9 protein-coding genes and 1 pseudogene are annotated in these 13,995 nt (G+C 63.4%); 4 read left to right on the top strand and 6 right to left on the bottom strand.

Annotation, left to right across the window (positions count from 1 at the left end):
• The first annotated feature begins 728 nt into the window (after positions 1–728).
• Positions 729–3,995, top strand: coding sequence for an AAA domain-containing protein (locus ACOYR4_RS13990; protein WP_422847017.1), 3,267 nt, complete (start codon positions 729–731; stop codon positions 3,993–3,995).
• Positions 3,996–4,192: 197 nt separating this feature from the next.
• Here the strand turns inward: ACOYR4_RS13990 and ACOYR4_RS13995 are convergent, their stop codons facing one another.
• Positions 4,193–4,717, bottom strand: coding sequence for a DinB family protein (locus ACOYR4_RS13995; RefSeq protein WP_422847018.1), 525 nt, complete (start codon positions 4,715–4,717; stop codon positions 4,193–4,195).
• A 59-nt stretch (positions 4,718–4,776) separates the two neighbouring features.
• On the opposite strand from ACOYR4_RS13995, the gene ACOYR4_RS14000 reads away from it, so the two are divergent.
• A complete protein-coding gene (locus ACOYR4_RS14000) occupies positions 4,777–5,403 on the top strand; it encodes a TetR/AcrR family transcriptional regulator (RefSeq protein ID WP_422847019.1) in 627 nt (208 codons plus the stop codon).
• A gap of 227 nt (positions 5,404–5,630) precedes the next feature.
• Here the strand turns inward: ACOYR4_RS14000 and ACOYR4_RS14005 are convergent, their stop codons facing one another.
• The 3 genes from ACOYR4_RS14005 to ACOYR4_RS14015 all read right to left on the bottom strand — a co-directional run bounded on the left by ACOYR4_RS14005 (position 5,631) and on the right by ACOYR4_RS14015 (position 8,815).
• Positions 5,631–5,840: a hypothetical protein gene (locus ACOYR4_RS14005; RefSeq protein WP_422847020.1), complete on the bottom strand. Its 210-nt coding sequence runs from the start codon at positions 5,838–5,840 to the stop codon at positions 5,631–5,633.
• Between the two features lie 62 nt (positions 5,841–5,902).
• Positions 5,903–7,921: a ParB N-terminal domain-containing protein gene (locus tag ACOYR4_RS14010; RefSeq protein WP_422847021.1), complete on the bottom strand. Its 2,019-nt coding sequence runs from the start codon at positions 7,919–7,921 to the stop codon at positions 5,903–5,905.
• 66 nt (positions 7,922–7,987) lie between these two features.
• Positions 7,988–8,815, bottom strand: coding sequence for a DUF932 domain-containing protein (locus tag ACOYR4_RS14015; protein WP_422849665.1), 828 nt, complete (start codon positions 8,813–8,815; stop codon positions 7,988–7,990).
• A gap of 297 nt (positions 8,816–9,112) precedes the next feature.
• Here ACOYR4_RS14015 and ACOYR4_RS14020 point away from each other — a divergent pair, with 297 nt between their 5' ends.
• Entirely contained in the window at positions 9,113–9,706 is a 594-nt protein-coding gene (locus ACOYR4_RS14020) for a DUF3892 domain-containing protein (RefSeq protein WP_422847022.1), read from the top strand.
• Between the two features lie 60 nt (positions 9,707–9,766).
• Here ACOYR4_RS14020 and ACOYR4_RS14025 read toward each other — a convergent pair whose 3' ends face one another.
• Together ACOYR4_RS14025 and radC are read right to left on the bottom strand one after the other, a co-directional pair.
• Positions 9,767–10,117: a DUF2958 domain-containing protein gene (locus ACOYR4_RS14025; RefSeq protein ID WP_422847023.1), complete on the bottom strand. Its 351-nt coding sequence runs from the start codon at positions 10,115–10,117 to the stop codon at positions 9,767–9,769.
• 281 nt (positions 10,118–10,398) lie between these two features.
• Positions 10,399–10,905 (bottom strand): annotated as a pseudogene (gene radC, locus ACOYR4_RS14030) (RadC family protein).
• A gap of 404 nt (positions 10,906–11,309) precedes the next feature.
• Between radC and ACOYR4_RS14035 the strand changes: the two are divergent.
• A complete protein-coding gene (locus ACOYR4_RS14035; RefSeq protein WP_422847024.1) occupies positions 11,310–13,958 on the top strand; it encodes an AAA family ATPase in 2,649 nt (882 codons plus the stop codon).
• Positions 13,959–13,995 lie beyond the last annotated feature (37 nt).

Below are 13,995 nucleotides of genomic sequence, written 5' to 3' on the forward strand. Positions count from 1 at the left end.
CGAAAGGAGACTGGCCGACTCGGCATCCCCGCACGAAGGCTGCACCGGCATGCTTGCTGACGCGGGCCAGGTCAAACACCCCGACGACAGGCGAGAACACCCCCGCCGCACCTTGCGGCGCCAGTCTTGAGGCGTGGCGTGGAAGCTCCATAACGATGCCGGGTGGGGTGTCCGTGAACCGTCCTTCGTGACGTGATAGGCCAACTGCCAGCGTCGAGGACGGCACGCATTTCCACAACCTGGCGCAGCAAGCCACGGCGTATCCACCCCCGCCCCGCCCTACCCTTCGCCGGCGGGACGCAGGCCTGGCCGATCCGGCGAAAGCCGGTTCGGCGGTATTCAAGGGGCGCCAAGCCGCGCGCGGCGGGGGATGGGCCTTGCGCCGATCCCCTGGAGGCAAGCGAAGCGCGCAGCGCCGCATGGCGCGAAGGCGTGAGGGATTGAAGCCGGATGGCCGTGACAGCGAAGTCGGCACGGGGCGTAGCCCGAAAAGCCCGGCGGTGCGGCGCACCGACACGCTACACGGCTCCCCGTTTTCCACTTTGTCAGCCACCACGACGGCGAAACACAGCGTCCGTGGGAAAGCCAGGGCATGGCAACATGCAAAATCAGTGCATCACTGAGGTGTCCCGCATGCGCACAGCATCCACGGCAATTCAAGCCGATGGATGGCAAATACCCGCAGCGTGGACCCTGAAGCAAACCAAGAACATGAAAGGGAAGGCATCTTGAAGGAGTCCGAGAACATCGTCCGGTACTGGCATGCAGTCGAGTTGCTGCAACCGCAATCGGCCCCCAAGATCAAAAAGCGCAGCAGCGCCTATGGCGCATTCCTTCACGACACGCCGTGCGCACGCCCCATCCCTCCTTGGGCACCCGAGAGCATCGTCAGCAAGCAACGGCTTCCCGACAAGCGCGAATGGAGCCACACGCTCTATGCCCACCTGTACGACAGTCGGCTCGTCGCCGCCGCACTCCAGGACCTGTACGGCGCCGACCAGGGCTACCGCGAACCACAGCACCGAGAGTCAGCGCTGTTCGCCGCGAAGTTCACCATGAGTGGGCAACTTGTAGAGGACAGTTTCGTGCTCTCCAGCGAAGCCTGGTTCCTCGGACGGGCGTTGGCGAGAAAGGACTGGACACGTGGATTCGAGGACGATCGACGGGCCGCCGCCGAGCAGGCGCTCTCGCAGCTGCAAGGTCAGGTGTCCGGCGGCGCGCTGCGGGACTTCACCCGGTGGGTGCTGCAGTTCCTCGGCGTGGCGGACTTCTTTGCGAGTGTTGAGCGCCCACCACTGCGATTCCGTTCCCAACCCGTCAAACCCGACAAGCCCGCATCGGAGGATGATCCGCTCAACAACTTCCTGCTCGACGACCTGGCCACCGTTGCTGACAGCCTCAGCAAGGGCGTGGCGAGCGAAGCGCTGAACCAATACTTGCGCCGCCACAATCCGCAACCGCGGCTGCACATCGACAGCGACGACGCATCCCGGTCGCTGATCGAGCGGCTGATGCCGCAGGCCCATGCCGATAGCTGCTGGCCCTCCGAACGGCACCTGGGGCTTGTGCATTCCCAGCAACTGGCAGTGAACACCGTTCTGTCCAAGCTCGCTGACGGACAGGGACTTCTGGGAGTCAATGGCCCGCCGGGCACGGGCAAGACGACCCTGCTGCGCGACTTGATCGCCGCCATCATCACCAGCCGGGCCGACGTGCTTGCCACGCTGCGCCGCGCATCCGACGGTTTCGCCAGCAACGCGCGCGAAGCCGGCAACGATGGCGGCAAGGAACAGGTCGCCTTCAAGCTCAATCCTGCGCTGTACGGCTTCGAGATCGTGGTCGCTTCGTCCAACAACGGCGCCGTAGAGAACGTCACCCTTGAACTGCCCCAGCGCGACAAGATCGACGAGAGCTGGCTGCCCGAGGCCGAGCACTTCGCCGACCTGGGCGAGCTGATCACCGGCAAGCCGGCCTGGGGATTGATCTCTGGTGCGCTGGGCAGCAAGGCGCGGCGCAAGGCGTTCGTGGACCGCTACTTCTATGGGCAGAGTCCATCGGTCAGCCAAGACAAGGCGGACAACAGCGAGGAAGCCAGCGACGAAACCGACGATGAGAATGTCGCCAAGCCTCTGTTTGCCGGCCCGGCCGTTACTGCCCAGGCCGATGGCCAGCAAGCATCTCCGCCACCACAGAAGAAGGCGCCGCAAGGCCTGAAGGAATGGCTCGGCGTGCACAACCAGCTCAACAAGGAGCGCACATCGGTACAACGCCAAGCCCTGTGGCAGCAGGCGGTCGCCGAGTACGAGGCGGCCAAGGCGCAGGTTCGCTCGGCGTGCGCCGATGCCTCCCGCATCCGCGCTCTGATCCAGACGCTGGAAACGACCAGAAAGAAGATCGCCGAGACGATCGCCACCGTGCAAGCGCTTGAACAGCGCTTGGAGCACACGACGGAACAACAGGCGCGCCTGGATGCCGAGGAAGGCCGCCCCGCCAATGCGGCGTTCAAACATGCGCTGGAGGCGCTTGCACAGCACCAGGCCAGCAAGCCAGGCTTCTGGGTGAACCTATGCAGTCTGTGGGGTGCGTCGCGCACCTGGAACGCTGCGCTGAAACTGCTGCAAGACCGGCATGGCCTCGCCAAGGCCGAGTTCGACCGCATCGCGCGGCTCGCCAAGCAGTTCGAGGACTCCAGGCAGCAACTGGATCGGCAGATCGCCAATGCGCAGCAGGCGTTGAAAAAATTGCAGGCGGAAAATCAATCCCTGACGCAACAGGCCAGCGATTTGGCCAGCGCTTGCCGGGCCGACCATCTGCTGGCATGGCTGCGCGGCGGCGTCATCGGTCGTGGCGACGCCATCGAACTGGCCGAACCCTGGCACATCGAGGGCTGGCGACGGGCCCGAGCGCGCGTCTTCATCCAGGCACTGAAGCTGCATCGGACGTTCTTCGAGCTGGAGGCGGCACGGATGCGCTCCAACCTGTTCCTGATCAACGCGATGTTGACCGGCGCGCACCTGCAGGGACTCTCGCGCGAGGCGATTCGCTCGGCTTGGGCCTCGTTGTTCATGGTCGTGCCGGTGCTCAGCAGCACCTTTGCCTCGTTCGCACGCTCTTTCCGCTCGTTGGGGCCGGGGGAGATCGGCTGGCTGCTGGTTGATGAAGCCGGACAGGCACCTCCGCAAGCAGCGGTGGGTGCGCTGTGGCGCTCCCGGCGCGCGCTGCTGGTGGGCGACCCTCTTCAGCTCAAGCCTATCGTCACCGTGTCCGACGCAGTGCTGGAACACATGCGCACGCGCTACCGCGTCGATGCGCATTGGCTCCCCAACAGACAGTCCGCGCAGACCTTGGCAGACCAGGCTACGACATGGGGCCGTCTGGCAGGACCGGCCGGAAGCAAAACGTGGGTGGGGCTGCCCTTGGTCGTGCATCGGCGCTGCGACAAGCCGATGCACGGGCTGGCCAACCGCATTGCCTACGACGGCGCCATGGTGTACGGCACCATCGCACCGCGCGCCGACAAGGAGACACGCGCGCGCCTGCCGACCGGATGGATTCACGCCAGCGGAACATCCGACGGGAACTGGGTGCCGGCCGAGGGAGAGGCTTTGCGGGCACTGCTCGCCCTGTTGCGCATGGACGGCGTGGATGCTGCCGACATCTCGGTCATCACGCCCTTCAAGGCTGTCCAGGAAAACCTCAAACGCCTGCTCGGTGACACGATGGTTTCCGGAACCATCCACACCATGCAGGGCAAAGAGGCTCCGGTCGTCATCATGGTGTTGGGCGGCAATACCGAAGGTTCCGGCGCACGGGATTGGGCGGTCTCGGAACCCAACCTGTTGAACGTGGCGGCCACACGGGCAAAGCGGCGCTTCTACGTGATCGGCGACCGGAACGACTGGCAGAACCGGTCGTTGTTTTGCGATGTCATGGATCTCTTGCCGCTCCAGCGCCTCCCCGAGCGCGAAGCGGTGTTGACAGCCCAACCTCAGTAGTCGTTCCGGGGCTGGAATCAGTCCGCGCGGACTGTACACCGATCACCTGAAGGCAAGCGAAGCGCGCGGCACCGCTGGCGCGAGGGATTGAAGCCGAATGGCGGTGACGGCAAAGGTGGCACGGAGCGCAGTGCATTGAGCGGGTTGTTGCCAGCCTCTGCCTGTCGCCGAGATCGCGCCAGCGCAGAGCATCTGAACTATGGCGCCAGCGTAACTGACACACGGCGCCTCACTGGCTCGCTCCGATGCAGGTAGACCGCAAAGGTGTCCCATGGAAGATCTGCGCCAGCCAAGCGAAGGATGCGGCCCACTTCGCCCCGGTGGTATGTGCCATGGACGATTACGTGCATGAGCATTTCTTCGCGTGTCATGAAGCCGTTGTCCCCATCGGTAAAGACAAAGGGCCAGGGCTCGGTCAGCACTTCAGGCGCCAGCTTGTGCAGGTAGTCCAGATACCAGCGGTCTGACGTACCGATGGCGTCCTTCAGGGCCTCCAGCGTTGGCGTGTCGGGTGTGTTGTCCGCCGTAAAGCCGTGCGATTGCCGGTTCAGATGCCCCGCGAAGATCCGGCCGACGATCAGGGTGTGGTTGAGCAGTCGCAGCGCGTCATGCCGTTCTTGGGCATGGCGCTCGGGATCGAGTCTTTCGAGCTTGCCGAGAAGTTCTTCGTTGGCCCAGGCCTGATAGCGGAACAAGCCTTGGATCGATGTCAAAACTCTCATGATCCAGATCCTTTCAGAATGTGAGTTAATAGCTCACATCCTCCGGTACGTAAGACCGCATGTCTACTCGCATTCCTTTTGCCACGCCGCCTATGCGCAAGCAACCTCGCCAGACACGTTCCCGCACGACGGTTGAGGCGATCGTCCAGGCGGGGGCTCGCATTCTGGGGCAGCGCGGCTGGGCAGGATTCACGACCAACGCTGTGGCCGAGGCAGCTGGCGTGAGCATCGGGTCCCTCTATCAATACTTTCCTGACAAGCACGCACTGATCGACGCAATCCGCCGCAAGCACCTGGATGACTGCTTGGCAGCGGTGCAGAAGCCTCCTGCCGGGAAAAGCCTACGGCAGTACGTCGAACAACTCGTGGACGACATGATTGCGGTGCACTCCGGGAACCCCGGCCTGCATCAGGTTCTGCTGGACGAGGTGTCAGCAGCAGAAGGGCTACGCGACCCGCACAGCGCCTTCGAGACGGAATACCTCGGCTGTCATGCCAACGCCATCGCGCACTATCGTGGCGGTCGAGGCTCTGCCGCTGATGCGCTGACCGGCACCCTCGTCTCCGACGTGCTGGACGGGGTCATCCATAACGCTGTTCGCCGTGGTGAGCTGGAATCGACCGCCGTCAGGACGGAACTCGTGCGTATGCTGCTGCTGTACTTGACCGACGTCGCCGGCCTTTAAAGCACCCATGACCATCCCGTTGAGTGGCAATGGCCAACTACGAAAGCCCATGGCCAAAGACCTCGCGCAATACAACAATGTCTTCAACGTCGCCGCCTGAGCCTCTGCGAAGGTGGCGGCGTCGTGTCTGGGCTTTGGTGCTTCATCACCGGGCGCGGCCACCGCCGCGCCCGGATTTTTTTGAATCCCCCGGTCCAGGGCGTAACGGCCTGGACCGGGGGTGAGGGTCATTCCCTCGTCTCGATGAACCACCACACGGCGCGCGGCAGGGTGCGGCCCATGATGGGGTGAATGTCCGTGAGATCGGCGCGGGCCGTCCAGCCGCGAGGCGGACGGTAGCCGCGCACGTCGCCATCGCCGTGCCAGCGGCGAGCGCGTACCCTGCCGACGGCATAAACCGCCGCCATGCGCGAGCGGCTAGTGGTGGTGCGGGTCATGGCAGTTTTCCTATCAAGCGAAGCGCCCCGGTCCAAGCCGGGACGCTTGCCTTCTGTGCGGATCAAGCGGCCAGCGCCTCGGCAGGCTCATCCGCCACGCCTTCGGCATCCTCCGGGGCGCCCTCCCGCAGGCCTTCGGCCTTGAAGACGGCAGGCATCCAGCCCGTGCCATAAGCCAGCCGCTCTGCTTCGCTGGCAATGTCGGCCTTCTTGAGCGTCGCCAGCCGGGTGACGTGATCCGGCGCGTACTCGCCCAAGGCTTGCAGGATTGCGGCCTTCGGGACGTGCTTGAAGTAGCCTTCTGCAGTCGGCTGCCACCACGCAGCCATGTCGAGGCTCACTGCCTGCGCCAGTTCCTTGCTGGGCTGGTGCGGCGTGGCGCGGGGTGTCACCACGTCTACCGTGGAGGCCACGCACACGGCCAGCAGCTTGACCAGCTCGCCTTGCTCCATCGCCAGTAGCGCGGCGAACAGTTCGGCGCTGTTCTCGGGCAGCTTGCCGTTCCATGCCTGTTGCAGTTCGCGCAGGGCCACTGCGGCAGGAGACTCCGGCCAGTCCGGGGCCATGCTTTCCAGCCGGTCTTGCACCGTGAGGCGCACGCCCAGCGGTAGGTCGGTCCCATAGTGGCTTGCCTGTAAGACGGCCTGCACCATGCCATGCGCCAGCGCGGCCAGCGCCACCTGCGGATGCCGCGCCACTTCGATTTGCAGCGCCGCCGTGCGGTGGGCGCTCAAGCGTTGCGCCAGCCGGTCGGACATGGCGACGGTCTTGGGCTGCTCGTCGTCCTCGCCTTCGGCGTCGTTCGCAGCATCGTCGCTGCCGAAACCCTGCCGCAGCCGTTCCAGCGTGCGAAGCGCCTTGGCCTCGGCCTCGCGCAGCAGGCCGCGATGAATCACGGCCTCGCCGTTGCGGCCGGTGGTGACGATGGCACCGGCAGCGGCCTTCACGGTCGGGCTGTAGTCCTGCAAGCTATCTTCCAGCGCCTGCAATTGTTCGCCCAGGGCTTCGCCTTCCTCTTGTAGCGCGTCGGCCTTGTCCTCGTCCTCGGCCTCCAGTGCGGCGTCAAGGGCTTCGCCCACTTCCTGCATCTTGGCTTGCAGCTTCTCGATGCGCTGTGCCTCGCGCTTGGTCGGTTCGCGGCGCCCCCTCGGCGCACGCTGGAAGGCATGCAGATCGGCATGGGTCACGCCGGGCGTGGCATCCACCCATGCCCAGCCTTCGGCCTTCACCTCGGCGGCAATGCCTGCCAGCTTGTCTTGCGCCAGCCGTTCCAGCAGTGCGGCGTCAAGCAGATACACGCCCGCATCGCCTTCCGCGAACAGGTCGCGGCGCACGCCACCGCCTGCGGACTCGTAGGCATCCAGCCCCACGAATCGCACCAGCGGATGCCGGTAGGCGTCGATTTCGCGCTCGGTCACGCGTTCGCGCAGGTTGGATGGGTGGCGCTGCCACGTCGGCGCATCGTAGAACGCACTTTCCTGCGCGGCGTGGTCGTCGGTGATAGCAAGCGCCATCAACTGATCGAGCGTGACGGCATCGGCGCGATAGTCGGTCATCAGGCGCGGCGAGACGTTCGCCAGCTTCAAGCGCCGCTGAACCACCAGCGGCGTAACGCTGAAATCCGCTGCAATGTCTTCGATGGGCCGACCTTCGGCCACCAGCGCGGCGAATGCCTCGAACTGGTCTGCCGGGTGCATGGCTTCGCGCTGCACGTTCTCGGTGAGGCTGGCGGTACGGGCCGTGCCATCGGCCACCAGTAGGCAAGGCACCTCCCAATTCTTGGCAATGCGGTGCTTCTTTGCCAGCAGCTTGAGGGCTGCGAAGCGACGGCCACCGGCCACGACTTCGTAATGCTCGCCATCGGGGGCGGCAATCACGATGAGGTTTTGCAGCAGGCCCACACGCTGGATGCTCGCGGCCAGTTCAGGGACGGACAAGCGCGGGGTCTTGCGCACGTTGCGGCCCGTGGGGCGCAGCACCAGCCGCGACAGCGGAACCAGGATCAGGTTCTTGGACGGATCAGCTGCTTCCAGCGTGGCGGCGTGGATGGCGCGGGCTTCGGTTTGGGTAATGGCGTTCATGGTGTATCTCCAATCGAATGAAACAAGGAATGGAGGGGAAACCGCCCCTCCGGCGGGAGGAAGGATTCAGGCTTTGAGGGCGCGCATACCATCGGCCAGCAGCCACAGAGCGCGGTTCAAACGGATGTTTTGGTCGATGCCCTGTACCGGGCGCGTGCTCTGCCTGCGGCCATTCGCGGCGCGGCCATGCAATCCGCCCTTGGTCAAGTTCTCCTGCGTGCGGTTGAACACGCTCCACAGGTCGGGGCGGCGGTCGTCGAACCGGCGCGGCATCAGGATTTGCGATTCGGTGATGGGCGCAGGCTTGTCCGGGTCGTCGTACTTGAGGGCCAGCGCGGCGCGGGCGAACACTTCGGCTTCGCCATCGTCCAGCGTGATGCTGCGCATCAGGTCACGCGATTCCTTCACCTGCTCGAAGCCGCCCAATACTTGATAGGCGCCTTCGATGACGTGCCCGGCCACGTCGCCTTTGTGGGGTACGCGCACATCGGCCACGGTGTCGCCGCAGACAAGGCCATTGCTGCAAACAAAGCGGAACATCCCGGCCAGCATCTGATAGCTGCTCGTCCCGTCATGGGAATTGAGCAGCACGATTTCATTGGCTTCCGCGCCGTTGATCTGGCTGGCGTGGCGCAGGCGCAGCATGTGTTTGGTGTGTTCCCGCTTGCCTTCATCGCGCACGCGGGTCTGCGTCACCATGAAGGGCTGGAAGCCTTCTTTGCGCAGTTCGGTCAGCACGGCGGCGGTGGGGATGTAGCTGTACCGCTCGGAACGGCTTTCATGCGGGGCGTCCGCGAAGATGGACGGAGCCACGCGGCGGATTTGGTCATCGGACAGCGGGGAATCGCTGCGCAGCGACGGGGAACGGGAAGCGAAACGGGATGCGAGTTGCATGGTCTTTCTCCTGACAAAAAGGGTTTGCTGTTCACACCGCACACCGGATTCCAAGATTCGGAGCCCAGCCTTTCGGCTGTTGGTGCGGTCGGCACGAAGAACCCGGTTGGCCTCGTTGCCACCGTCTTTCCTGAGTTCATCGCCCGCGACGGTCAGGAGCACGCGGACGGGAGCCGTCAAGGAAACAAGCGCGGGGTTGGTGCGGCCCGCAGGCGTAGCCGAGGACACGGCCCTGCGCGCCTTGACGGCACACGGACGCGGGCTACAGTCGCGAGCAAGGTGATGGAGTCAGGGAAGATGGCTGAACAGGCAACGGCCGCCTCTGTGTGCCGACTGCACGGCAAGCGAAGCGCGCAGGCCCGGATCTGGAAGCCGGGCCGGAGGCGTCAGCTGAGCGGAGCGAGGGAACGATGGAAGCCCGAATGGGGCGAGACTCGCGCAGCGAGGCTCGATGCGCAGCACGACAGCGCGACCGGCCATGTCTTCTTGGCCGGGGACGCCTATTTCAGCTTGAGCAGGTATGGATGGTTGCAGCAGTTGAAATCTACGCAAGCACCCCCACTTTCCCTCTCGATGTTCGCCATCTACAAGGGGAGGGATATGGCAGATTTTTGCATCACGGCCGTCAGGTACAACCAAGACCGGAGCCACATCGAATTCGTTCAGGTGAAAGAGGAAAAGCCCGCAGAAGTAGGCCCCAACCGCACCGTGTCACGTGCTTTCGTGGCCGACCTCATTCGCCTCGGCAAAGCGACATTCCAGACCAGAACGAAAGCCCCAGACGGCAAATGGAAGCTTGGTGCGCAGGTGCATCTCATAGACGATGTCTACCTGACGACCAACAAGAACAGCACCAAGCGGGACAATCTGGAGAACCTGCCGGAGTTCTAAGGGGCTCGTGTTGCCTCGCGTCGGGGTTGAAGGAGCGTCCTGCGACGCCCCAGGGCCGGGTCACACGACGACCCGCCCGGCCCGCCGCGCATCGCGCGCGTAGGCGCTCAACCGCTTCTCGGCGCGGAACGACAGGTCACGTTCAATCGGCAGGCCCAGCCCACCGCGCACAGTCGCCAACTCGCCCAGGCTGACCCAGCCAAGTTCCGGCATCCCCAAGCCCAGGTCGCACAAGCCGAAGGCGTGATCGTGGTCGTCGGGATCAATCTCGGTCAGCAGCCAGGTCGCGCCGGCGTCCGGCGTAAAGAGCTTGACCACGGGCTCCGAATCGAAGTCCGGGTTTTGCAAGGATTCGCGGCCATTAGCCAGCAGCACGATGCGCTGCTCGTCAGTGATGAGTGCGTTGTTCATGGTGAACTCCTGCTGATTGCCGGGCGGAATTGCCCGTCACCTCCGGGTCACGGCGCAGCGCAAGCGGTCAGGGGTCGAAGACGGCCGGAGGCTGCCAGCGTGCTTGCACACGCAGCCCTTGACGGCGAGAACGCCGTGGCACGATGAAGGGAACAGCAAGACCGCCCCACCCCACCACCCACGCAGACCTGCCTTCGGCATGTGCGTAGCACGCGCAGGCCCGCGAGGGCCGGAGTTGCACCGCTGGGCGCAGCAAAGAAAGGGGGCCGAAGCCCCCGTGGTCAGAGCAGGCCACATTCGGCGAATGACGTAGTGACTGCGCCACCCACGACGATGTGATCCAGCGTGCGCACGTCCACCAGCGCCAGGGCCTCCTTGAGGCGCTGGGTCAGGACCCTGTCGGCCTGGCTCGGCTCGGGACTCCCGCTCGGATGATTGTGCGAAAAGACCACCGCTGCCGCGTTGAGCCGCAGGGCCTCCTTCACCACCTCGCGCGGATACACCGATGCCTAGTCGATGGTGCCGCGGAACAGTTCCACGTACTCGATCAGCCGATGCTGGCTGTCGAGGAACAGCGCCGCGAAGACTTCGTGCTCGAAGCTGGCCAGCTTGGTGCGCAGGTAGTCCTTGACCAGCGCCGGCGAAGTGAACAGTGTCCCGCGTGGATTCTTCAGATCGATGACCTGGCGTGCCGCCGCCAGAATCTGGTCCGCCGACGCCAGCAGGTAACGGCCCTGCGCGTCACGCACCAGCAGCGAAGAATCGAGAGACAGAGAAAGTTGCGACATGATCGTGCTCCGGTTGCTCAGGCGGAATTGCCTGGAACCGGCCGCTACACGGCGCAGCGCAAGCCGTCACAGGGTCGAAGACGGCCACGGCCGCAAGCGCAAAAGGCGCGCAACCCTTGACGGCGAGAACGCCGTGATACGGTGAAGGGAACAGCAAGACCGCCCACAGCCCACCACCCGCAGAGATGACGGATGGGCAAGCGCAGCGCGCAGGCCCTCAAGGGCCGGAGGCGTCAGGGATCAAAGCCGGATGGCCGCGACTCGGCACGAGGCGCGGGGCACAGCCCGCGAGCCCGACGGCGGAATGCCGGGACGCTGCTGCGTTTTGAAGTTCACTCCCCAATGGAATGCAACATAGTTAAACTGGGGTCATACCAAGTAACCAATAGAGACAGGGAGGGCTCATGGCGATATTGCAGGAAATCTTGGCTTGGACGCAGGGGCTTCCGGCGTGGCAGAGCGATGCGGTTTCTCGCCTACTGGCGAAACAAGCGCTGACGCCACAAGATCATGAGGATTTGTATGCCTTGCTCAAGCTGGCCCACGGAATTCTAGACCCGAAGAACCGCCAGCCCCAGCCGCTAACGGCTGACCAGATTCCAGCACAAGTTGAGGCGACCACGCATATCGAGCTTCGGGCCATCAAGAATCTGCACAACGTCAACGCAATTGCAGAAAATCAGCAGTTGGCGGTTGGTCCGGTCGGCATGACCGTCATATATGGCGATAACGGCTCTGGAAAATCAGGATACTCGCGTGTTCTCAAGCGTGCCTGTCGGGCGCGCGATCAATCGGAACCCATCCATCCCAATGCCAATTTGCCAGGAGCCAAGGCTGGCAATGCCCAGGCCTCCTTCGATATATCCATTGATGGCGCACTCAAAGAGGTAGTCTGGCAGCAAGGGAAAGAGGCGCCTCCAGAGCTTTCGTCTTTCGCCATTTTCGACGCACATTGCGCGCGTGCTTATTTGGATAACGAGGATGACTTCTCTTACGTGCCGTATGGTCTGGACGTATTCGAGGCACTTGCCAAGGTCTGTCAACAACTCAAAATTTCCGTCGAGGCCGAGCAAAAGCAGTCGGCGGTGGATCTCACTGCATTTGCGCACCTACAGGGGGAAACTGCCGTCGGAAAGCTGATCGCGGCGCTCTCTGCAAAAACCAGCACTGCGCAGGTTGAAACTCTCGCTGCGCTCAAGCCAGAAGAACTTGAACAGAGGGAAACGCTGGAGAAAAGTCTCAAAGAGAACAACCCGAAGGAAAAGGCGGGTCTCTTGCGCTTGCGCGCGCGCCGTGTCGCAGCAATCGCCAAAAATTCTGTCGAGAAAGGGCTTGTGGTCGGCCCTGAAACTATCGCTAAGTTGAAGGCACTGGCCGATGGTTTTCGCACGGCACAGGCAGCCGCAGCCCTCGCGGCGAAGAGTTTCAAGGAAGGGGAAAACCTTCTGCCGGGAACTGGTGGAGAAGCATGGCGGGAACTGTTTGATGCAGCCCGGAAGTTCGCGCTAGAAGCTCATCCGGACAAACAGTTCCCAGATTTGGGAGCAGACGCCGCGTGCCCGCTGTGTCAGCAGCCACTGGCCGCAGGCGCGGAACGGTTGCTGCGATTTGAGGCGTTCATACAAGCGGAAGCGGAGAAGACGGCCCAGGCGAGGCGCCAAGCGCTCGCTGCCGAGTACCGTCCGTTTGCCGCCTCGGTCATGGCGTTGAACCTTGATGAGGCGACGCAGGCGGAAATTGAAGAAATCGACCCACCTCTGGTGGCCGACACCAAGGCTTTCGAGGCCGCACTGACGGTTCGGCATGAAGCGATCAAGGCTGCGGTCGTCTCCCATGACTGGACGGGTCTGGATCAAGCGCTGCTCAGTCCGGCTGAACGGTTGCAGACGCTCGCTGACAAGCTGAATGCCGAAGCTGAGGCTTTGGAGAAGGCCTCGAATGAAGAAGCCCGCGCTGCATTGCAGAAGCAATTTGGCGAGTTGGACGCCCGCGTAAAACTCAGCCAGGTCAAGGAGGCAGTGGTTACGGCGGTGGCGAAGTTGGAACACCAGGGAAAGCTGAAGAACTGTCTAACCGCCGTCAGGACAAACGCCATATCCCTCAAGGCGTCGGAACTGGCGGAGAAAGTCGTCTCCAAGGAGCTGGCCGATGCGTTGAACCGCGAATTCAAAGCCCTGGGCGTGGGAAGCCTGAGCGTTTCTCTGCAAAGCCGTGCTGACCGAGGGAAAGCGCTGCATAAGCTGAAGCTACAGCTACCGCAGGTACGTAGTCCCGGTGAAATCCTGAGCGAAGGCGAGCAACGCGCCATCGCGATCGGCTCGTTCCTTGCCGAGGTAGGTCTGAGCGGCGGCAAGGGAGGAATCGTCTTCGACGATCCAGTGTCATCGCTCGATCACCGTCGGCGCGAGCGCGTGGCCAAGCGCCTCGCTGCTGAAGCGATGCAGCGGCAGGTCATCATCTTCACGCACGACATCTATTTCCTCTGTCTGCTGGCCGAGGAGGCGAAGCAAGTGGGTGCCGCAGTAGCCACGCAAAGCCTGACGCGGCGCGCTGAAGGCTTCGGCATAGCGGACCCGGAATTGCCGTTCGAGGGGAAGAACGCCAGCAAGCGCATCGGCGCGTTGAAGGCGCAGCAACAGGCCATCGCTAAACTGCATAAGGAAGGTGAGGAGCAGGAGCATCGCCGGCAGACCGTTGATGCGTACTTCCGCCTGCGCATGGCATGGGAGCGTGCTGTGGAAGAAGTCCTTCTGCGCGAAGTCATTCTCCGATTCCGCAAGGGCGTGGAAACACAGCGACTCGTCGGTGTGAGTGTGGACGATGATGACTATGCGCAGGTCAACGCGGGGATGAGCAAGTGCTCCAACTATGCCCATGACAAGGCAATGATGGGTGGCGTTGCTGTTCCCGAGCCGGACGAACTGCTCGCAGACATCCTCGCGCTGGAAAACTGGCGCGCACAGGTGCACAAGCGTTCGGAAGAGACCGCAAAGAAGCGCAAGGCCGGGCCGCCGGTTGCTGCAGGGGCTGGCATCCAAGGCGCATCTGCCTGAGAGAGTATTGGTCAGACAACCAAGACCGCACGAGGCG

It is taken from the genome of Acidovorax sp. M14 (genome assembly GCF_049331375.1).
In the GTDB taxonomy this organism is placed as follows: Bacteria; Pseudomonadota; Gammaproteobacteria; order Burkholderiales; family Burkholderiaceae_C; genus Acidovorax.